At 57.7% G+C, this 19,461-nt stretch carries 18 protein-coding genes (1 of these 18 only partly in view); 4 read left to right on the top strand and 14 right to left on the bottom strand.

Annotation, left to right across the window (positions count from 1 at the left end):
- Positions 1 to 566: the 5' portion of a helix-turn-helix domain-containing protein gene (locus tag ACTG1P_RS15885; RefSeq protein WP_440001680.1), read on the bottom strand. 4 nt of this gene lie to the left of the window's left edge; the window shows 566 of its 570 coding nt (coding positions 1-566); the start codon lies at positions 564 to 566; the stop codon falls past the left edge of the window.
- 119 nt (positions 567 to 685) lie between these two features.
- On the opposite strand from ACTG1P_RS15885, the gene ACTG1P_RS15880 reads away from it, so the two are divergent.
- On the top strand, positions 686 to 1,861 hold the full coding sequence (locus tag ACTG1P_RS15880) for a benzoate/H(+) symporter BenE family transporter (RefSeq protein WP_440001679.1): 1,176 nt from the start codon (positions 686 to 688) through the stop codon (positions 1,859 to 1,861).
- A 122-nt stretch (positions 1,862 to 1,983) separates the two neighbouring features.
- The gene (locus ACTG1P_RS15875; protein WP_440001678.1) at positions 1,984 to 3,048 is read left to right on the top strand and encodes a DUF3103 family protein; all 1,065 of its coding nucleotides are present in this window, start codon (positions 1,984 to 1,986) and stop codon (positions 3,046 to 3,048) included.
- Between the two features lie 69 nt (positions 3,049 to 3,117).
- Here the strand turns inward: ACTG1P_RS15875 and metF are convergent, their stop codons facing one another.
- Positions 3,118 to 4,008, bottom strand: a complete 891-nt coding sequence (gene metF, locus ACTG1P_RS15870; protein WP_033138589.1) for a methylenetetrahydrofolate reductase — start codon at positions 4,006 to 4,008, stop codon at positions 3,118 to 3,120.
- A gap of 329 nt (positions 4,009 to 4,337) precedes the next feature.
- Between metF and ACTG1P_RS15865 the strand changes: the two genes are divergently transcribed.
- Positions 4,338 to 5,138: a GNAT family N-acetyltransferase gene (locus tag ACTG1P_RS15865; protein WP_440001677.1), complete on the top strand. Its 801-nt coding sequence runs from the start codon at positions 4,338 to 4,340 to the stop codon at positions 5,136 to 5,138.
- Between the two features lie 76 nt (positions 5,139 to 5,214).
- Here the strand turns inward: ACTG1P_RS15865 and ACTG1P_RS15860 are convergent, their stop codons facing one another.
- The 3 genes from ACTG1P_RS15860 to ompW all read right to left on the bottom strand — a co-directional run bounded on the left by ACTG1P_RS15860 (position 5,215) and on the right by ompW (position 9,499).
- Positions 5,215 to 6,675 carry an ABC transporter substrate-binding protein gene (locus ACTG1P_RS15860; protein ID WP_440001676.1) on the bottom strand — a complete coding sequence of 487 codons (1,461 nt, stop codon included), beginning with the start codon at positions 6,673 to 6,675 and terminating at the stop codon, positions 5,215 to 5,217.
- An 8-nt stretch (positions 6,676 to 6,683) separates the two neighbouring features.
- Complete coding sequence (locus ACTG1P_RS15855; RefSeq protein WP_440001675.1) at positions 6,684 to 8,663, bottom strand: HAMP domain-containing methyl-accepting chemotaxis protein; 1,980 nt, start codon at positions 8,661 to 8,663, stop codon at positions 6,684 to 6,686.
- A gap of 221 nt (positions 8,664 to 8,884) precedes the next feature.
- Positions 8,885 to 9,499, bottom strand: coding sequence for an outer membrane protein OmpW (gene ompW / locus ACTG1P_RS15850; RefSeq protein ID WP_201984337.1), 615 nt, complete (start codon positions 9,497 to 9,499; stop codon positions 8,885 to 8,887).
- A 330-nt stretch (positions 9,500 to 9,829) separates the two neighbouring features.
- On the opposite strand from ompW, the gene ACTG1P_RS15845 reads away from it, so the two are divergent.
- Entirely contained in the window at positions 9,830 to 9,961 is a 132-nt protein-coding gene (locus ACTG1P_RS15845) for a hypothetical protein (protein ID WP_019445201.1), read from the top strand.
- Here ACTG1P_RS15845 and ACTG1P_RS15840 read toward each other — a convergent pair.
- From ACTG1P_RS15840 to ACTG1P_RS15800, 9 genes are all read right to left on the bottom strand, one after another.
- Positions 9,958 to 11,631: a sensor domain-containing diguanylate cyclase gene (locus ACTG1P_RS15840; RefSeq protein ID WP_440001674.1), complete on the bottom strand. Its 1,674-nt coding sequence runs from the start codon at positions 11,629 to 11,631 to the stop codon at positions 9,958 to 9,960. The two genes, ACTG1P_RS15845 and ACTG1P_RS15840, sit on opposite strands and share 4 nt — an antisense overlap.
- A gap of 121 nt (positions 11,632 to 11,752) precedes the next feature.
- Entirely contained in the window at positions 11,753 to 14,581 is a 2,829-nt protein-coding gene (gene uvrA / locus ACTG1P_RS15835; protein WP_440001673.1) for an excinuclease ABC subunit UvrA, read from the bottom strand.
- A gap of 89 nt (positions 14,582 to 14,670) precedes the next feature.
- Positions 14,671 to 14,973 carry a curli-like amyloid fiber formation chaperone CsgH gene (gene csgH / locus ACTG1P_RS15830; protein ID WP_440001672.1) on the bottom strand — a complete coding sequence of 101 codons (303 nt, stop codon included), beginning with the start codon at positions 14,971 to 14,973 and terminating at the stop codon, positions 14,671 to 14,673.
- A gap of 98 nt (positions 14,974 to 15,071) precedes the next feature.
- Entirely contained in the window at positions 15,072 to 16,349 is a 1,278-nt protein-coding gene (locus ACTG1P_RS15825) for a curlin (protein ID WP_440001671.1), read from the bottom strand.
- Between the two features lie 34 nt (positions 16,350 to 16,383).
- Positions 16,384 to 16,905 (bottom strand): curlin, encoded by a 522-nt coding sequence (locus ACTG1P_RS15820; protein WP_440001670.1) that lies wholly within the window; start codon positions 16,903 to 16,905, stop codon positions 16,384 to 16,386.
- A gap of 187 nt (positions 16,906 to 17,092) precedes the next feature.
- Positions 17,093 to 17,932: a CsgG/HfaB family protein gene (locus ACTG1P_RS15815; protein ID WP_005355003.1), complete on the bottom strand. Its 840-nt coding sequence runs from the start codon at positions 17,930 to 17,932 to the stop codon at positions 17,093 to 17,095.
- Positions 17,933 to 17,939: 7 nt separating this feature from the next.
- A complete protein-coding gene (locus ACTG1P_RS15810) occupies positions 17,940 to 18,341 on the bottom strand; it encodes a curli assembly protein CsgF (protein WP_042063493.1) in 402 nt (133 codons plus the stop codon).
- Between the two features lie 11 nt (positions 18,342 to 18,352).
- Entirely contained in the window at positions 18,353 to 18,796 is a 444-nt protein-coding gene (locus ACTG1P_RS15805; RefSeq protein WP_278171480.1) for a curli production assembly/transport protein CsgE, read from the bottom strand.
- A complete protein-coding gene (locus ACTG1P_RS15800; RefSeq protein ID WP_440001669.1) occupies positions 18,796 to 19,443 on the bottom strand; it encodes a LuxR C-terminal-related transcriptional regulator in 648 nt (215 codons plus the stop codon). The genes ACTG1P_RS15805 and ACTG1P_RS15800 overlap by 1 nt, the downstream gene beginning before the upstream one ends.
- Positions 19,444 to 19,461: the final 18 nt, after the last annotated feature.

The following is a 19,461-nucleotide window of genomic DNA, read 5'->3' as shown; positions in this document are numbered from 1 at the left end:
GGTGTTGCCATCGGATAGTGGATCAGGTTGTGGAAGATCGCCGGGGCTATGCCCAGATTGCGATAACCGTGGGGACGATCGGCAGCAAAACGCACCGCCTCCCCTTGTACCAGTGAGCGCCACTCCCCTTCCACCAGCACCTCCATCATGCCGCTGATGACGATGACATGCTCGGTCACTCCCGGCTCATGGGGCTCGGATTCACGCTGGTAACCCGGCAACAGGGTCAGCTCAAGCAACTCGAAACCAAACCGGTTTTCATAAGGGAAGAGCGGTGCCACTTGCATGCCCTCTCCCGCTGGCTGCTGGCGAATGGCATCGGCGGTGCGATAGAGCACCTCTGCCTGCGCGGCGGGTGTGGGCTCAATAAAACTGGAAAATGAGACTCGAAAACCGGTGACTATCTTCCACAGCGTCGCAACCGTTGGGCTGGACTCTCCCCGCTCAATCTGCCCCAGCATAGCCTTGCTGACACCCGTTTCGCGCGCGGCGGCATCCAGGCTCCAGCCGCGCTCGCTGCGCAGCCCCTTCAGTCGAGCAGCCAGATGCTGACTCATCTCTTGCATAACTGCCTCTTTATTACTCTTGCACGATGCGCCTTGTGCGCTATAACGCACAGCGATATAGTCAAAGCTGTATTGTACGTAATAACGCACAGCGCGTCACAACGCCAAGAGGAAGAGTCATGCCCTTCGCCCTCCCCCATCTGGTCGCAGGCTTTATCGCCGTGATGGTCGGCTACACCAGCTCCGTCATCCTGATCATCCAGGCCGCCACGGCAGCGGGTGCTGATACAGCCCAAGTTGCCTCCTGGCTCTGGACGCTGGGGATCGGCATGGGGGTGAGCTGCATCGGCCTCTCTCTTTATTACCGCATACCCATACTAACCGCCTGGTCCACACCGGGTGCGGCACTGCTGATCACCACGCTGGGCAACTTCACTCTGGCGGAAGCCATCGGCGCCTTTGTGATCTCGTCCCTGCTGATCACTCTGTGTGGCATCAGCGGCTGGTTCGACCGTTTGATGAAACATATTCCGGCTCCACTGGCCGCCGCCATGCTCGCTGGCGTGCTGCTCAGATTCGGATTGGATCTATTCAAGGTCGCCCCGCAAGATCCCTTGCTGCTTGGCACCCTGCTGCTGGCCTTCCTGCTGGGTCGTCATCTCTGGCCCCGCTATACCATGGTACTGGTACTGGGAGTGGGGATGCTGACCTGCAGCGTGCGGGGGGATTTGCAACTGGGCACCCTTCACTGGCAACTCGCCAGCCCGGTCTGGACATGGCCAACCTTCTCCCTTGATGCCCTGTTTGGCATCGCGCTGCCGCTGTTCATTGTCACCATGACATCGCAAAACATGCCGGGAATTGCCATCTTGCGGGCCCACGGCTATCAGCCTTCCACCTCCTCGCTGATCAGCTGGACCGGCCTGACCGGCCTGCTGCTCGCCCCTTTTGGCGGCTATGCCTTCAATCTGGCCGCCATCACAGCCGCCATCTGCATGGGCAAAGAGGTCGACCCGGATACCAAGCGCCGCTGGCCTGCTGCGGTTTGGGCGGGTTGCTTTTATCTTGTGACCGGCTGCTTCGGTGCGACCGTCGCGGCTCTGTTTAGCGCCTTTCCGGCAGCCCTTATCACCTGCATCGCCGGATTGGCCCTGCTAGGCACCATCGGCAGCAGCCTGCACTCTGCCTTGCAAGAGGATGAAGCGCGAGAAGCTGCACTGCTCACCTTTATTATTACCGCGTCCGGGATCAGCCTGCTCGGCATCGCGGCAGCCTGCTGGGGTCTGCTGATTGGTCTGGCTATCTATCAGTTCCAATCATATCGACAAAGGAATCAATTGAACCTCAAACCGTGAACCTCTGCACACTATCCAGATAAAATGATTCACAAGTGAAACTAATTTCCTTCTAGTGGTGCCAGGGCACCAATCTTCCCGGACATGGTGCCCTGTCAGGTTCCATATAACGGAGAATAAAAATGAAAAATCAGGCTGTCTTGTTACTACTGGCCATACTGGGTGCTACGAGCGTCCAGGCTGCCGATACGGATCGAGAGCTGGCTCGCCAGCTCGCACTTCAGCAGAAAAACCTGCTGCCCCTGCTGAGCAATCAGCAATACCAGAGCCCGCTTCCCACCCTGCTGCAGAAGGCCAGCCCGCGCCTTAAACGGCAAGCGACCGATGCCAACCAGGCGGCCATCAGCCGGCAAGGACTGGATGGCGAGGTCAAGCAACTGATGCAGTTGCGACTGGCCAACACCGCTCAGGCCGCAGCACTGCAACAGGGCGTCGAACCGCTGGTCGCCTATGTTCCAAGTGGAGATGAGAAGAGCTGGAGCGCCATTGAAGCGTTCGACAGCGCTGGCAATCCCGTCTATCTGGATGTGGACAAGGCACCGGCCCGGCCGGTTCTGGTAGTCGAAGCCGATCCCGTCAAAGCCAAGAACGCAGGCTTGAAGGTGATGCGCAAGGCGCTGGCCGATGCGGATCTGCAAAGCGCTCCGCGAGTGGCGGCCAGCACGACGCCACTCAAGACCAGTATCCTGAAAAAGATCAGACTGAAGGATGATCAGGAGCCCTGGCTGCTCGGCGCGGCCGAAGTGTATGCGGTGGTCGCAGGGGTCAATCCCAGCCGGGATGAGCCAGTAGTCGATATTGTCGACATGCCCTACCTCGACTATGACAACACAGACTACACCCCCAACCAGATCCTGGTTTACTGGGATCGCTATCGCTGGGGTGCCGTCGATGTGGTGATGATGGAGCAGGATGACAACGTCAACTACAAGGAGCTGAGCGCCCTGCTGATTGAAGCCCTCAAACTCGGCTTTACCGCGGGTGGCGTGCCGGAAGCACTGCCCTTCCTCGATCTCGGCGGTCGCATCGTCAAGGCGCTGCCCGACTCCTGGATGACCAACAACGACGACTATCTGGATACCTTCTACACACTGGAGCAGGATCAGGTCTATCGCCAGTATCCGGGGGCTGCCGGTAATGCGGTCATCGATCTTGAGCCAAAAGAGATCGCCCCGACCAGACCTTGATAATCGGCCATAACGAAAAAGCCAATGAGCAACTCATTGGCTTTTTGCTTTTATCGCGGTGAGCACTGATCAGCCCTTGGGACGAACCCCCAGAGTATGGCAGATGGCATAAGTCAGCTCGGAGCGGTTCAGGGTATAGAAGTGGAAATCCTTCACCCCTTCCTGACTCAGCACCCGCACCTGATCGATGGCGATGCTCGCCCCCACCAGATTGCGGGTCATCTGATCGTTATCCAGCCCCTCGAAACGCTGATGCATCCAGCGCGGGATCTTCACGTTGGTAAAACCGGCAAACTTGGCCAGGGTCTGATAGTTGGAGACCGGCAGGATCCCCGGCACGATTTCGGCATCGATGCCGATGGCGGCGCAGCGATCCCGAAAGCGCAAGTACGTTTCCACATCGAAGAAGAACTGGGTGATGGCGCGGTTGGCACCAGCATCAATCTTGCGTTTGAGGTTGAGCAGGTCGGATTGCGCACTCTTGGCCTCCGGGTGCCCTTCCGGATAGGCGGCAACCGAGATATCGAAGTCAGCCTCTGACTTGAGCAGGGCAACCAGATCGGTGGCATACATATCCGGCTTGTCCAACCCCTGCGGCAAGTCACCGCGCAGAGCCACGATATGGCGAATACCGCTGTTCCAGTAGTCGCGGGCAATGGTGCGCAGCTCGTCGCGGCTGGCATCGATACAGGTCAGGTGCGGCGCCGCAATCAGGCCGGTCCGTTCCTTGATGTCCTTGATCACCTTGTGGGTGCGATCACGGGTGCCAGAGTTGGCACCATAGGTGACGGAGACGAACTTGGGTTCCAGCACTTTCAGCCGTTCGATGGACTGCCAGAGGGTATTCTCCATCCCTTCACTGTTGGGCGGAAAAAACTCGAAACTGACCGATATATCGCCATTCAAATCTGCCAAGCTCTGGTTGAGCGCCTCAACCTGACGTGCACTGTGAAATCCCATCTGCTCTTCTCCCTGTCCTGCAATCCATCTGCCTACGTCAAAACGGATGTTTGGACGTCTAAACGTCTTTATATTTATGAGTAAAACGACACAAAGTCAACAGGGATTTACCTCACATCCGATCTGACGAACTTCATATTTACAAAATTAACGGTACGTAACCGAAAAGTGCCCATCCCAAAATTGCCCCAGTCGAGTTATGATGGGGGCAGATCGTCCTGGACGTTCTGAATCTGCGTGTGATTGTTTGGCCGGAGGTTTCTCCGGCCCCTTTTCATCTATTTCCCACTCCTGCCGATAACAGAATGAGTCTTTGCAGGAGCACCATCATGGATACCCACCCCGGCTTTGCCACCGACTTGCTGTTCGATCGCTATCAGGGCGAGGTCATCCAGCATGAGCAGTTCTGGGCGGTTCGCACGCCGGATGCTCCCGACTACTACTTCGGCAACTACCTGCTACTCCCCAACCCTCCCAGCGACCGTGACAAAGGCTGGCTGGAAGCCACATTTGATCAGCTGATCGGCCAGGATCCTCGAGTGCGCCACCGCACCTTCCAATGGCCACTGGCCGCCGGACAAAACAGCCGGATCGCCGGTTTTGTCGCAACCGGATACCAGTATATGGAGTGTGTGGTGCTGGCGCTGGATGAACAGAGCTGCCCACCTCCTCACGGTGACATGGACAAGGTTGAGGCACGCACCTTCACTACTGCGGATTGGCAAGAGTGGCTCGACTTCGAACTCCATGAGCGGGATGAGGGGCACACGGCAGAGAGTTATCTCCCCTATCTGCAATCCCGCCGGGCGCTCTATCAGGCCATGATTGCCGATGGACTCGGGGACTGGTGGGGGATCTGGCAAGAGGGGCAACTGGTCGCCAGTTGTGGTCTCTTCTTCTGCGGCCCGCTGGGCCGTTTCCAGTTGGTACGCACTCACCAAGCGTGGCGCAACCAAGGATTATGCCGCCAGCTGCTGAGTCAAGTGGCTCGCGCAGGATTGTCACGCGCCAAACAGCTGATCATCGTGGCCGACGAGCACTATCATGCCCAGCGCATTTATCGCTCTCTGGGGTTCGCCCCGGTAGCCCGCATCGGCAGCCTCTGTCGCTGGCCCCACGAAACACAATAAAGCGATTCGCTCTGGCCGCGAGCCATCAATAAAAACGGGAGGCTGATGCCTCCCGCTTGTTAGTTATGCTGATGAGTTATTGCTGCGGCGCTTCCAGCTCGTTGGAGAGCGCCTGCTCCACATCAGCCGCAGGAGCGGGGACTGGCGCCGTCGCTGCTGATGCAGGTTCTGCGGGAGTCACAGCAGGTGCCACCACGGCCGGCGTGTCACTGGTCGCGGGTGCGGCGGACACCACTGCGGCCGGTGCTGAAACCGGAGCAGGCGTGACGGCATCACACTGACAATCTGCGCTCTTGGTCTTGTTGCCCTGATGAGGGGCATACCAGCCCTTCAAGCCACCTTCCAGTCGATCCGCGGCCGCCTTGGGCTCCATCTTGCCAAGCAGCACTGCCTGACTCACCTCGGCCAGTTCATCCCCCAACTTGGGCGTACCACGGGAGAGGATCTGGGTCGCCACCCGAATGGTCGAGTCACACTGATCGCGCCACTCCATCATCTCTTTGGCCGCCGGATTGGTGACATCGAAGAAGTGGTTGGAGAGGGAGAAGAATCCCGGCAGCGAGTTGGTATAGAGCTCGGCAAATTGCGGCGTCGTCAGCCACTGCAGGAAGGCCATTGCACCCTCTTTGTTCTTGCTGGCCGGATTCATCCCCATACCGATATCGGTGTGGTCGGTAAAGAAACAGCCATCACCCTGTTTGGCCACGGGCGGACGCATGACGCCAAAATCGACCTTGCCGGTGAAAGGGGCAATCTCCCAGGAGCCCGCCACATAGAAGGCAGCCTTGCCCGACGTGAACAACTCGTTGCTGGTCGCGTAATCGCGGCTCTCACCACCTTCACCGAGGTAGGAACGCCAACGGGCCAGCTCGTCGAACACCTTCACATACTGGGGATTGTCCAACCGCTCCTGTCCGCCGATCAGCGCCAGACGACCGTCCTCCCCTTTCCAGTAATTGGGACCAATATTCTGGAACCCCAGTTCGGAGGCAACCCAGCTCTCGGAACCACTCATGGCCAGCGGCACATAACGCCCGTCGGCCTTGATCTTGTCCAGCACGGCAAAGAACTGGTCGCGGGTTTGCGGCAAGGTGAGCCCCAACTCACTGAAGATCTTCTTGTTATAGAAGAAGCCATGGATCACCGAGGCCATGGGTACGCAGAAAGTCTGGGCACCGGAATCAGTCTGCCAGGGTGACTGGGCAAAACTCGGGAAGTTCTCCATCCCCGCCATCTCGGTCAGCTCGGCCAGATGGCCAGCCTTGAACAGGGCGAGCGAGTCATCAAACGGACGACAGGTAATAAGATCCCCCGCCTTACCGCCTTTCAGGCTCTCCCACAAAGTTGGCATGTAGTTGACGTTCTGCACCGGATGAAAACTCACCTTGATGCCGGGATGTGCCGCTTCAAACGCCGGGATAATCTTCTGCTCCCACAACGCCTTATCATCGGTTCGCCAGCTTTCAATCACCAGCTCGCTGGCCATCAGCGGGCCACACAACAGGAGACTCAGGGCTCCAATCCACTTTTTAGACATAAGCCCTCCTAGACCTTGAAATGTGCGATCAATTGCTGCTGTTTGGCGACCAGGTCGGCCAGCACTTCGCTGCTGCTGGCGGATTCGCGCGCCTCCCGCTCGGTTTCGTATGCCACATCGGCAATACCGGCGATATGACGAGCGACCCCTTGACTGACGGAGATCTGCTCCTGAGCGGCATGGGCCACTTGATCGGCCATCGACTTGATGGCCCCCATCCGATCGGCAATGGATTGCAGCGCCAAATCCATCTCGCGAGTCTGCTCGACACAGCTCTGGGTCTGTTCCTGACTGCGCCCCATCACTTCAACCACATGCTTGCTGGAGCTCTGCAGGTTCTCAATCATCCCCTGGATCTCTTCGGTCGAGGTCTGGGTGCGGTTGGCCAGTGCCCGCACCTCATCGGCCACCACCGCAAAACCGCGACCGGCATCGCCAGCACGGGCCGCTTCGATGGCGGCGTTCAGGGCCAACAGGTTGGTCTGCTCGGCAATACTGCGGATCACATCGAGAATGCTGCCGATGTTGTTACTGAATTCCCCAAGCTTGTAGGTGATCCCGACCGCCTCTTCCATGGCGCCAGCCAGTTGCTCGGTGATCCGGCGAGTGGTGGCCACTTTCTGGCGACCATTGCGCGCCTCTTCATCGGCCAGATCCACTTCCCGCTTGGTGCCATCGGTAGAGCGGGCCACCTCGGTGGCGCTCACTTCCAGCTCGGTAATGGCGGCGGCCACCTGATCGGTCTGGCTCTTCTGCTCCTGTACCCGGGACATGGCCCGTTCGCTGATCTCGGCGGCGCGGCTCGCTTCATCCACCAGATGACGGGAGCCCGCATTGATTTGAGAGAGCAGCTCGCCGGTCTTGCCCGCCAGCGCATCGATGGAGCGAGAGAGGCTGCCAAATTCGCAACTGCTGCGGTAGTTGATGCGGCGGGTCATGTCACCGGCCGCCATGTAATCGAGCTCCTTGTTGATCATCTGCAGCGGGCGCTGAATGCTGCGCGCCGTGGTATAGCCGATCACCAGCGCGGCAGCGGCCGACATCGCGGCAACCACCAGGATCCAGAAGCTGGCGCTGCTGACCGCCGCATCGGCGTTGGTCCGACTATCGCTGGCGATGGCACCGGCAGACTTGCCCATCTCATCGAGCAAATTGAGGCTGTTGACCAAACTGGCATCCAGCTGCTGATTTTGCGTGGCCAGCGACAGCGCCAATTGCTGAGCCTGTCGCATGGTCGCCAGCAAGCCCTGAGCGCCGAGCGCCAGCTCCTGCATCCGATCCAGATTGGAGACAAAGCGTGCTTTTACATCATCGGGCACCAGCACCCGCTCCAACCGCTTGCGGGCCATCTCTATATCCTTGCTGAGTACCTTTTCCAGCTCGTTCAGGTCGGTTTTGGCATCGGCACGGCGGATATTCTTCAGATCGCGAGCGATACCCGAGGTAATAAGCTCTGCCTTGTTGCGCATGGAGCGCTTGCTGGCGGTCTGTTGCAGCAGCAGATCCGCCGCCCACTGGTAGGTATCCTCAAGACGGATAAATTCCATCTCCAGCTTGTGGCGCTGCTCCAGCGCACTGACCCACTGCCGATGCTGGGCCAACACCTGATCAGCCAAGCCATAAAATTGGGTGGTAGCACTCTCGACCTGTTGGAAGCGAGCACGAGCATCTGCTACGTCGGTAAATTTACCCATCTCCTGGCTCAGTTGGGCGAAGCGGTTCTGTTGCTCCTTGAACTGATTGGCCAGCTGCGGCAACTGGGCGGCATCTTCACTGGTGCGGTAGACCAACACCCAGCGGTTACTATCCTGCAGTGCCCCCTTGAGACCTGCGACAGCAACTACCAGCGGGGTTGCCCGGTCAGATACGGCAGAGAGGCCGTCATTTATACCCTTAATTTTAAAGGTACTGATCACACCAAGCAGGATCAGCAACAGCAGCATCAACACGAATCCGGCGATGATCCGCTGCACGATAGATAAGCCCATGGAGACATCCTCACTCATTGGGGGAAGGTAAAGTGAACATAGTCACTATCGGCAGGGGTGGCGAATAACTGAAATAAAGCGGCAGGTATTTAATTGATTTGTATCGGGTTGGATCACAGTCCAGACAAATCAGCCAACCAAAAAAAGCCCGGCAAAAGCCGGGCTGAAAGAGACGTACTTTGCTATCTTCCGCGGTCCGTTCAGAACCGCAATCCGAATCATTAGAAGCGGTAGCCAACACCCACCATAAAGGCCATCGGGTCGATATGCGTTTTGAAGGTGCCAACACCATCAACTTTAACATCTGTATCGATATCCATGATCCAGGCTGAACCGTTTACAAACCAGCGATCTGTAACCGCCATATCGATACCGACCTGACCTGCCAGACCCCAAGAGTCGTCAAGGCTGATATTCGCACCATCAAGTGCTCCCACCCCTTTCTCATCAAAGAAGGTAGTGTAGTTCACGCCCACACCAACATACGGGCGAACCTTGCTCTGGGCATCGCCAAAATAGTATTGGGCCATCAATGTGGGTGGCAGATGCTTAACCTTGGCAATTTCCCCCAATCCAGCAGTGCTCACACGATGGGAGAACGGGGTTGCAGCCAGCAACTCAACACCCCAGTTGTCGGTGATCATATAACCGAGGGTCAGGCCAAGCTGTTGATTACTGTTAATCTCAAATTCACCGGTACCCAATACGTTGTCACTGCTCTCCTGAGGAGAAACGATGGCCAAACCACCACGAACCAGAATATCACCAGCCTGATGGGCCATGGCGAAAGGAGAGGTCACTGCAGCGGCAATCATCAGAGGAAGTAATTTTTTCATCACGTAATCCCTTTTTTTGTTTTCATTTGATGCTGTAAGCCCGCTGACTATATGCCCTTGTAAATGCAAAGTTATTGACTTGGAGCAAAGGTTGCACAGAAATAAATCGATTGGTGTGACATCTTTGCGCGCCATTCCAATCTCGTTGAGTCCCCAGACAACAAGCCGAAATACCTGTTTGGACAGGTTGTAACTACCCGCTTCCAGAGACAAAAGGAGCAAACAAACTACATCTTATTGCGCGGCAGAGTGGCTATTAATTGTTGTTAACATGGGCAAATCAGCGTATTTTTTGCGCCATACAAGTTACTGGGAAGTAATGGTTTATTTATGAAAAATGAGTCGAAATGGCAAAAGGTGGGGGCCTTTCTCGCGGCCGTGTGGGGAATCGGATCCTTTCTCTTTATCCTGCTCGGTTTTATTGTCGCCCTGGCCTATCTGGTATTGGTACGGCAGGGTTAATCCGGATTGACAGAGTGCAGCAGGGTGATATGCCCCCTTTCGGCAAGCTGTTCCGGAGTCTGGCCCATTCCCTCAGCAGAGAGGCTACCAGCGTAGCCACACCACCAATTTCGTCCGCCGACTTTGGCCTGATACAGCGCCATGTCCGCCAGTTTGAAGCTGTGACTCCAGAATGAATCCGGGTATTCCGGGTGCAACGGATAGCGGCAGAACCCCAGCGATACAGTCAACCAGAGTGGCGCATTCTCTTTGCCAAAGCGGTGCTGAGCGACACGCTGGCGCAGATATTCGACCCGCAGCGCCAACTCTTGCTCGTCATCCACCTGCAACAGCAACAAGAACTCCTCCCCGCCCAGCCGGATGATAGGCTCGCGCTCTCCTGTCACCACCTTACGCAGCAGATCCGCCAACTGTTTCAGCACCAGATCCCCGATGTCATGGCCCAAGCGATCATTGATCCGCTTGAAATGATCCAGATCCAGCAGCAATAACAGACAAGGTTTGGCCCGGTTGGCCTGCAACCAGCCATCGAGATAGCGACGATTGAAGCAACGGGTCAAGGGGTCGGTGAATGCAGCCATCTCCATCTGGCTGGATTTTTCCAACAAATCATCGTGTTGCTGACTGACCTTGCTGGCCATCTCCCTGAACCTGCTGCTCAGGGTCGCCATCTCGGCGCTGCTGTCGATATAGGGGATCAAGGTGGCATCGGGTCGATCGCCAAAGCGCTGCAGCGCCGACACCAGCTGCTGTAACGGGGTAAGCACAATGCTGTTGAGCCGGTACATGGCGATCATGACGCAGATAAAACTGATAAACAGCATGCCGATAAAGGTCCAGAGCGCCCCCTCCATGACGCCACTCAAGATCTTTCTCTCCTCCTCAATCACCAGAGTCAGTACCGGCTGGTTATCGCTGTTGAGCAGTCGCACCTCTCCCCTGAGCCGGGTAAGCCCAAGGTCGATCAGGCGATACGTTATTTGCGGTTTCAGTGGTTTGAAGGTAGCGGTGACATCCAGATTGGCGTGGGAAATCGCCAGTGGCAGCGCGGTACGCTCCGATACTTGCTCGAGGTAGGCCTTGTCGAGCCAACGTACAACCAGCAAGAAACCGTTGAACGGGGCCGACTCGTCACTATTTCTGATCGGCTGCCACGAGTACATCAGCGGCCCCCACTGGGAAGCACGGATCCCGTGCAGATTGATGCCCCCTTCCGCCACCGAGCGTTCTCTCAACTGCTTTTTCAGTTCATCAAGGAAGTAAGGAAACTGATCCGGATTGATCCCCGGCGCATCGGGTAGCAGTGTGCGCGTCCAGATTTCGTAGCCGGTGAGATCCATGAAGCTCATCAGGTTGAGACTAAAATCCCGCATCGGCATATCACTAAACAGGTTGGATTCGATGTACGACCTGCTTTTGGTGCCCATAAAGCGGTGACTGTCATCCCAGATGCCCCAATCCCGACTGAATGCATCCATAGCCGTCACATCCGCCTGCACCGCCTTGCTCACGCGCAGCAGATGCTCCTTCATTCGTTGCTCCTCAATCCGGCTGGCGGCCGGGATCTGGGCCCACGCCAGCAGCACCAGCAATAGCAGGATCGCCCCCAGCCAGATGGGGAACATGGAGTAAGCCAACTGATGATCAATCGTGCGCGGAGCCTGAGCCATAACCCGATATATCCATTACCATGATGCTGAGATGCCAAGCCTGCCCACACTTGACGAGCTTCCCCCTATGCTCCCGATTTTTATAACAAAAAGGGGCCAAAGGCCCCTCGATTATAACGGCTTATCGCGCCAATAGTGGCCGCAAAAAACGAGCTGTATGAGACTCTTTATTGGTGCAAATCGCTTCCGGCGTCCCCGTCACCAGAATGCGGCCACCACCGGCGCCTCCCTCCGGTCCCAAATCGACGATCCAGTCGGCAGTTTTTACCACATCCAGATTGTGCTCGATGATGACGATGGTGTTGCCGCGATCCCGCAGCTGGTGCAGCACCTTGAGCAGTTGCTGGATATCGTGGAAGTGCAGCCCGGTGGTCGGCTCATCCAGAATGTAGAGGGTCTGGCCGGTATCCCGCTTGGAGAGCTCCCGCGCCAGCTTGACCCTCTGCGCCTCGCCGCCCGACAAGGTAGTAGCAGACTGGCCGAGACGGATATAGGAGAGGCCCACGTCCATCAGGGTCTGCAGCTTGCGCGCCACCGCCGGCACCGGATCGAAGAACTCGCGGGCATCTTCCACCGTCATCTCGAGGATTTCGTGGATGTTCTTGCCCTTGTACTTCACCTCCAGCGTCTCGCGGTTGTAGCGCTTGCCCTTGCAGACGTCGCACGGCACGTAGACGTCCGGCAGGAAGTGCATTTCCACCTTGATGACGCCATCCCCCTGGCACGCCTCGCAGCGCCCCCCCTTCACGTTGAAGGAGAAGCGGCCCGGCTGGTAGCCGCGCGAGCGCGCCTCCTGGGTGCCGGAAAGCAGTTCGCGGATCGGGGTAAACAGGCCGGTGTAGGTGGCCGGGTTGGAGCGCGGGGTACGGCCGATAGGGCTCTGATCGATATCTACCACCTTGTCCAGATGCTCCAGCCCTTCCACGCTGCGATAGGGCGCCGGGGTGGATTCGGTGGCCTTGTTGAGCTCGCGGTGAGCGATGCGGAACAGGGTATCGTTGATCAGGGTCGACTTACCGGAGCCGGAGACGCCGGTGACGCAAGTCATCACCCCGATGGGCAGATCCAGGTTGACGTTGCGCAGGTTGTTGCCGCTCGCTCCCTTGAGTTTCAGCCACTTGCCGGTAAGCGGTGTACGCTCGGCGGGAATAGCGATCTGCTTGCGCCCGGAGAGGTAGTCACCGGTCAGTGACTCCGGATTATTGATGATCTCCTCCGGCGTGCCCTGCGCGACGATGGCCCCGCCGTGCACCCCGGCTCCCGGGCCGATATCGAGCACATGGTCGGCGAGGCGAATGGCATCCTCGTCGTGCTCCACCACGATCACCGTGTTGCCGAGATCGCGCAGATGGGTGAGAGTCTTGAGCAACCGCTCGTTGTCACGCTGGTGCAGGCCGATGGAAGGCTCGTCGAGTACATACATGACGCCTACCAGACCGGCACCAATCTGGCTGGCCAGTCGAATGCGCTGTGCTTCGCCACCGGAGAGGGTCTCGGCGCTGCGCGACAGGCTCAGGTAATTGAGGCCGACGTTCACCAGGAAGCCAAGCCGCTCGACGATCTCTTTGAGGATCTTCTCGGCAATCTGGGCGCGCTGGCCGGTGAGGTTCAACCCCTCGAAGAAGGCCAGCGCATCACCGATAGACTGCTCGGCGATGGCCGGCAGGTTGCGGTTATCGACGAAGACGTGGCGCGCCTCTTCTCGCAGTCGGCTGCCACCGCAGCTGGTACAGGATTTGTTGGCGATGTACTTGGAGAGCTCTTCGCGCACCGAGTTGGACTCGGTTTCCCGGTAGCGTCGCTCCATGTTGTGCAGGATCCCCTCGAACGGGTGCTTGCGCACTACCACATCGCCGCGATCGTTCATATAACGGAACTCGATCTCGGTGCGACCGGAGCCGCGCAGGATCACCTCCTGGGTCTTGACCGGCAGATCTTCCCACGGCGTCTCCAGATCGAACTTGTAGTGTTCGGAGAGGGATTTCAGCATCTGGAAGTAGTAGAAGCTGCGCTTGTCCCAGCCACGGATGGCGCCGTTGGCCAGACTGATGGCCGGATCGCCGATCACCTTGGCCGGATCGAAATATTGCTGCACCCCGAGGCCGTCGCAGGTCGGGCAGGCACCGGCCGGGTTGTTGAAGGAGAAGATGCGCGGCTCCAGCTCCGACATGGAGTAGCCACACTCCGGGCAGGCGAAGTTGGCGGAGAAGGTCATGGGAGCGACGCCCTCCTCCCCGTCCATCGGCACTACCAGTACGATGCCGCCGGAGAGGGTCAGCGCCGTCTCGAACGACTCGGCCAAACGCAGCGCCAGATCCTCGCGCACCTTGAAGCGGTCCACCACCACCTCGATGGTGTGCTTCTTGTGCAGCTCCAGCGTAGGAGGATCGGAGAGATCGCACACCTCGCCGTCGATACGGGCACGGATATAACCCTGCGCCGCCAGATTCTCCAGCAACTTGGTGTGTTCCCCCTTGCGATCACGCACCACCGGGGCCAGCAGCATCAGCTTGCTCCCCTCCGGTTGGGCCAGCACCTGATCCACCATCTGGCTGATGGTCTGGGCAGCGAGCGGAATGGCGTGGGTCGGGCAGCGGGGCTCACCGACCCGGGCAAACAGCAGACGCAGGTAGTCGTATATCTCGGTGATGGTACCGACGGTCGAGCGCGGGTTGTGGGAAGTGGATTTCTGCTCGATGGAGATGGCGGGCGAGAGCCCCTCGATATGGTCGACGTCCGGCTTCTCCATCAGGGAGAGGAATTGGCGGGCATAGGCGGAGAGGGACTCCACATAGCGGCGCTGCCCCTCGGCATAGAGGGTATCGAACGCCAGAGAGGATTTGCCCGAACCGGAGAGGCCGGTGACCACGATCAGCTTGTCGCGGGGCAGGGTCAGATTGATGTTCTTGAGGTTGTGGGTGCGAGCACCCCGGACCACGATCTTTTCCATCTTGTTGCACGCTCGATACAGAAACCTGAGCGAGTCAGTATGGCATAGAGACTACTGGATGAATAGACAGCTTTTAAGCGAACATAGCATCACACAGGGCACGTCAGCGACTCGTTTTTTTGCAACAACCGTTGCCCGTTTTGCCAAACCTCAGCCGTTATCTCGACCTGATAGGGGCAACGCAACGACAAGGTGGCATTGCCGGCATCGCGCATTTGCCCGGCTGCCAGTGACAGGGTTCGACGTTGGCTCTGGGTGCTGCTGCCCCCCGCCCCCTTGCTGCGCACCAGCAACCTGAAGCTCACCGTCACATCGTGATCGCTGAGCAGCGTCGGAGCCAGTGAGACCCCCTGAGCGTGTTGAGTCACATTGAGGTTAAGGGCCATGTCCATTTGATGATCCTCGCAAACGGCATCTGAAGCTCCACACATCAGCCCAGCGACCCACAATAATGAAAAAAGGGCCCGCAGGCCCTTGGTTAACATCATGGTTACTGACCCTGATTCACCAGGATCAGGTTGTTTGTGCCATAGGAGTAGGCGGAGGCAAAGTTACCGCTGTCGCTCTGGGTCACAGTGACAGTGTTATTGATGCCATTGCCAAATGCATACGCTGCATTGTTGAGCCCGGTCTGGGTCACGGTCACCTCGTTACCTTGACCATAAGCGCCCACATCCGCAATGTGGCGATCGCCGGTCTGGCTAACTGTGGCGGTGTTATCGTCTCCACCATAGGTATTGCCAATTGCAAAGTTGCCATCGCCCTCCTGGGTCAGGGTCACCAGGGAGTTGCTACCATACTGACCAGCATCGGCAACGTTATCATCGCCGGTCTGGGCCACCTCGGTGGTGTTGCCGCTCCCGACTTGATAAGTGTTTGCGTAGTTGCTGTTACCGGTTTGGGCCACCGTTGCTGTCTCGCCGGTTCCTGCCTGATAACCAACAGCCCGGTTACCCTGATTATCGGCCGAGCCTCGCTGGGTCAGGGTATACTGTCCGCGCTCAGCCACCTGCGTGACCTCCGCTACGTTATTTTGGTCGAACTGAAGGACTAAAGCCGTATTGAGTTCGCCGCGCTGCACTACGCTGGCACTGGTACCCTCGGCGGCGGCAAGTCCATAATTTCCGGTATTCTGATTAACGGTGGCGGTTTGACCTGCTCCCTCCTGAGTTACCTCGGCATTGGCGCCATCCGAAGCGACTTGGAAGACTGTGGCTGTATGCCCACCATCCCCCTGCTGGGTAACGGTTGCCTCGGCAAAGTCTGACCAATAGTTGTCAATGGTGGCCGCGTTACCATTTGAAAGCTGGTTAATCACCGAGCTGGCTTGATCGGCATTGTTCTGTCCGATAGTGGCCCTGTTGTCGTTGGCATCGCTGCCGGCAGCCCCTTGGTTAATTGTGGCGGTAGCGCTGCCATTGTCGATCTGCTGGGTAACACTTGCCCTGTTCCGGCTTCCGTTGGTGTCAATGGTTGCGGTGGAGAGATTGGTATTTCCCGATTGCAGCACTACGCCGCTATTGCTAGTGCCGACCTGGCTGGTATTGGCTACCGAGCTGCCGGTATTTTCCTGGGTGGTCAACGCTTCGTTGTTTTCACCTTCTTGATAGATATCAGCCCGGTTATCCACACTAGACACCACTTGGTTAACGGTTGCCTTGTTGGTATCGCCTAACTGCGTGACAAAAGCGTCGTTGCCAGTAGATGCCGCCCAAGCGGTGCTGGTCGCCAGAAGAACTGCCGAGGCAATGATGGTACGTTTAAACATGATTTCCCTCTCGTGCTAATGGTTGAGCCTAGGCTCAGTTGGTTTGAACGACATTTACTTGCTGATTGGCTCCCGTCTGAATAACGGTTGCCGCCAATCCGTTACCGTTTTGCTCGATGCTGGCCTGATTGCCATCACCCAGCTGGATAGCCCGGGCCTGATTGTCTGCCCCTTGCTGACTGATCCAGGCTTCATTGCCGCTGCCTTGTTGCAGCAGCCAAATCCGGTTATTGATGCCCGCCTGATAGAGCTCGGCGCTATTACCCTCGCCCAGTTGCGCGCCATTGACCCAGTTCTCATCTCCCACCTGGGAGAGCGCCAACTCATTGGCCCAGCCCTGTTGCAGCAGACGCGCCTGATTCAGCTCCCCTTGCTGGGTGAGGTGCAGTTGCTGCTCGCTACCGAATTGCCACAACAACGCCTGATTCCCATCGTTCTGCAGACCGGAATCCAGCTCGCTTGCCATCGTCAGCTCGTCGAAGACGGCAGGCTCTGCGGCGAGTTGCGGGACGCCCGATATCAGCAGAAAAAAGAGAGCACTCAACAGGTGTTTCATCGCGCCATCGCCTTGTTGGAAAACGCCCACAGTATCCCTGTCAGACCAGAGGTGGCCTATCAGGCACTCCGCTGATTCGAGGATGAAATGCGCCGCCCTGTCGCTGAGCAGAAAGTCTTAAGTCGTATTCGATGGAGGCCAAAAAAAATGCCCTCCACCAGGGAGGGCATTGCAAGAGCGGGAAAACTCAAAGCAGCGGGGCGTTGTCTTGCAGGTACTCCTGCAGGATCGGATTGTCGATATCCCGCTGGTCGGCCAGTTGCCACAGATTGTCCCGCACACCATTGGCAATCAACCGGATCACCCCGGACTCGATAGCCGACATAACACACATCTGAACCGGTTCATTGGTACTGAAACCGGCCTCGGCCTCCAGCAGGCGCTTGTACTCGACGAAGCGGAATACCCCGGCCTGCACCTGTTGCGACAGTACTGTCTTGGAAGTGGTGACACTGTTCAGGATCCGGCCTGAACGGATATCGACAGCACGCAGATTGACCGTTACCTGATCGACCCGGTACTCCCCGCTGGCGCCGATGCCAAAATACTTGGCCCCCGCCCCGCCGGTTCGTACATTGCTGTCATAGGCGACTATCCCCCCCTCGATCAGGATGTTGGCGGCGACCAGAGAGGGCAGTTGATTGGCATTGTTGCCGGGAACATTGGGTTTGTTCTGGGCCGCCCGCACAATCTTGCGTTCGGTCAGCAGGTTCTGCAGCCCTTCCCGCTCCAGCGGTACAAACCATTGGGAATCCCACAAAGCCGTACTCAGCATGGCGACCCCACCCTGGGTGACCGCCGTGGAGAAGTTGGACGCCGGTGCAGGCAGGTACTGACCGGTCTGATCGCGAAAATCGTAGACGGCCGCGACAATTTTCCCTTTTGGCTTGGGCAGACTGATCAGCTCCTTGTAAGAGACGGATCGCGGCATCAGGGTTGCCTTCTCATCAGCAACGGGCGAGCCGATATGGGTCGCACAGCCAGCCAGCGCAAGCAGGGGCACTATCAATAACAGTTGTCGTTTCATCGCGCCCTCAGTCGGCAATCAGGCCATTCACTTCGATCATGGTGGTCTGGTTGGTCACCCGGTCGGTGATCGAAACCACCAGGGTGCCATCTTCATCCACCACATTGATGGCAAAATCATCGGTCACCAGACTGCCGCTCTGGCTGCCATCCTTGCCGATATCGGCCAGCAGCTGGCTGATCAGGCGGGATTGCAGGTTGGAGGTCAGGCGATCCAGCGCCGAGGTGCCGCTGCTACCGCTGCCACTGGCGGGATCCTTGTAATCATTCTGCGCATTGGCGGTGCCAAGCAGATGACTGCTGTTGAGAGGGTTACCCCCAAAGCTGGGGTTGACGGGGCGATAGACAAGCTCCGACGCATGGAGCGCTGGCGCTATCAGTGCTGCAACTAGCCATAACCGGGCACGCATGAGAAATATCCTTATAGTTCATCATGTTCCAAATCGAAGGTATCCATGAACAGGGTCGCGATCTTCTGCTGTTCGAGGGTCTGCCTGACCTGTGACCAAGCCAGTTTGGCGCTCTGCTCCTGCTGATTGCGGCCGGGAGAGAGTGCGGTTTTAAAAATCACCTTCCGGTTATGAGTGATCCAGATCAGGCTGCCCCAGCGAGCTGTCGGGCGCTCATGAATCGTCAGATTTTCTCTGGCATCCGGGTCTTCATCACTGCGCAACCGGGTAAATTCGTTATAAAAGCCCTGACCGAAGCGGGTAAAAGTGCGATCCAGCACCAAACCATCCACATCCAGCCGATCACTCTCCTGCTCCGGCTGAACCGACTCCAGCGGTGCATCGGCATCGGCCGCCACAACGGTCGTGCAGCCCCAGAACAGCGTGAGGCAGCACGCCAGAGAGAGCGCTTTCATCAGTGGGAATCCGATACATCGAGATACTCTTTGGCCCAGCTCACCGCCTGGATCCGGTTCTTCACATTCAGCTTTTTAAAGACGTTATAGAGGTGGGATTTGACGGTGTGCTCGCTGACAAACAGGCTGTCGGCGATCTCGACATTGGAGGCGCCCGTCATCAGATAACGGATGATCTCCTGCTCTCTGGCGGTCAGCAAAGTGTCGTTACGCAGCAGGTAGCTATTGCCCTGGCGATAGTATTCGACCAGCTCGCACAGCAGGTGGCGCGGCATCCAGTATTCGCCCAGCAGGATTTTCTGCAACCCGGCAACCAGCCGGTCGAGCGGATCCTGACGGAAAAACAGACCGCAGATCTGCGGCCACATCAGCAGCAGGCCGCGATCCGTCGCAGTGGGAGCATTGAGCAGCACGGTGGTCGCCATGCCAAAGCGTTCGGAGATCGCCCGGTTCCAGCCCAGTGATTGGCCAGAGCGGATATAGTCGAGATCGATGAGAAACAGCGTGCCGTCACACTGGTTATCTAGCTGGTTAATCTCGTGGATTAGCTGGACGGGACGGCTCAAATGAGAGATGAGGTATGCAGCAAATGTGCTGGCCTGCACATTATTTTCAGTGACCAGTGCGATCGGGCATGCGGCTTTCATTGTGTGCTCTTCCTTGAA

This window comes from Aeromonas sp. 11P (assembly GCF_051920165.1).
GTDB lineage: Bacteria > Pseudomonadota > Gammaproteobacteria > Enterobacterales > Aeromonadaceae > Aeromonas > Aeromonas veronii.
This window is presented reverse-complemented; position numbering and strand designations above follow the sequence as displayed.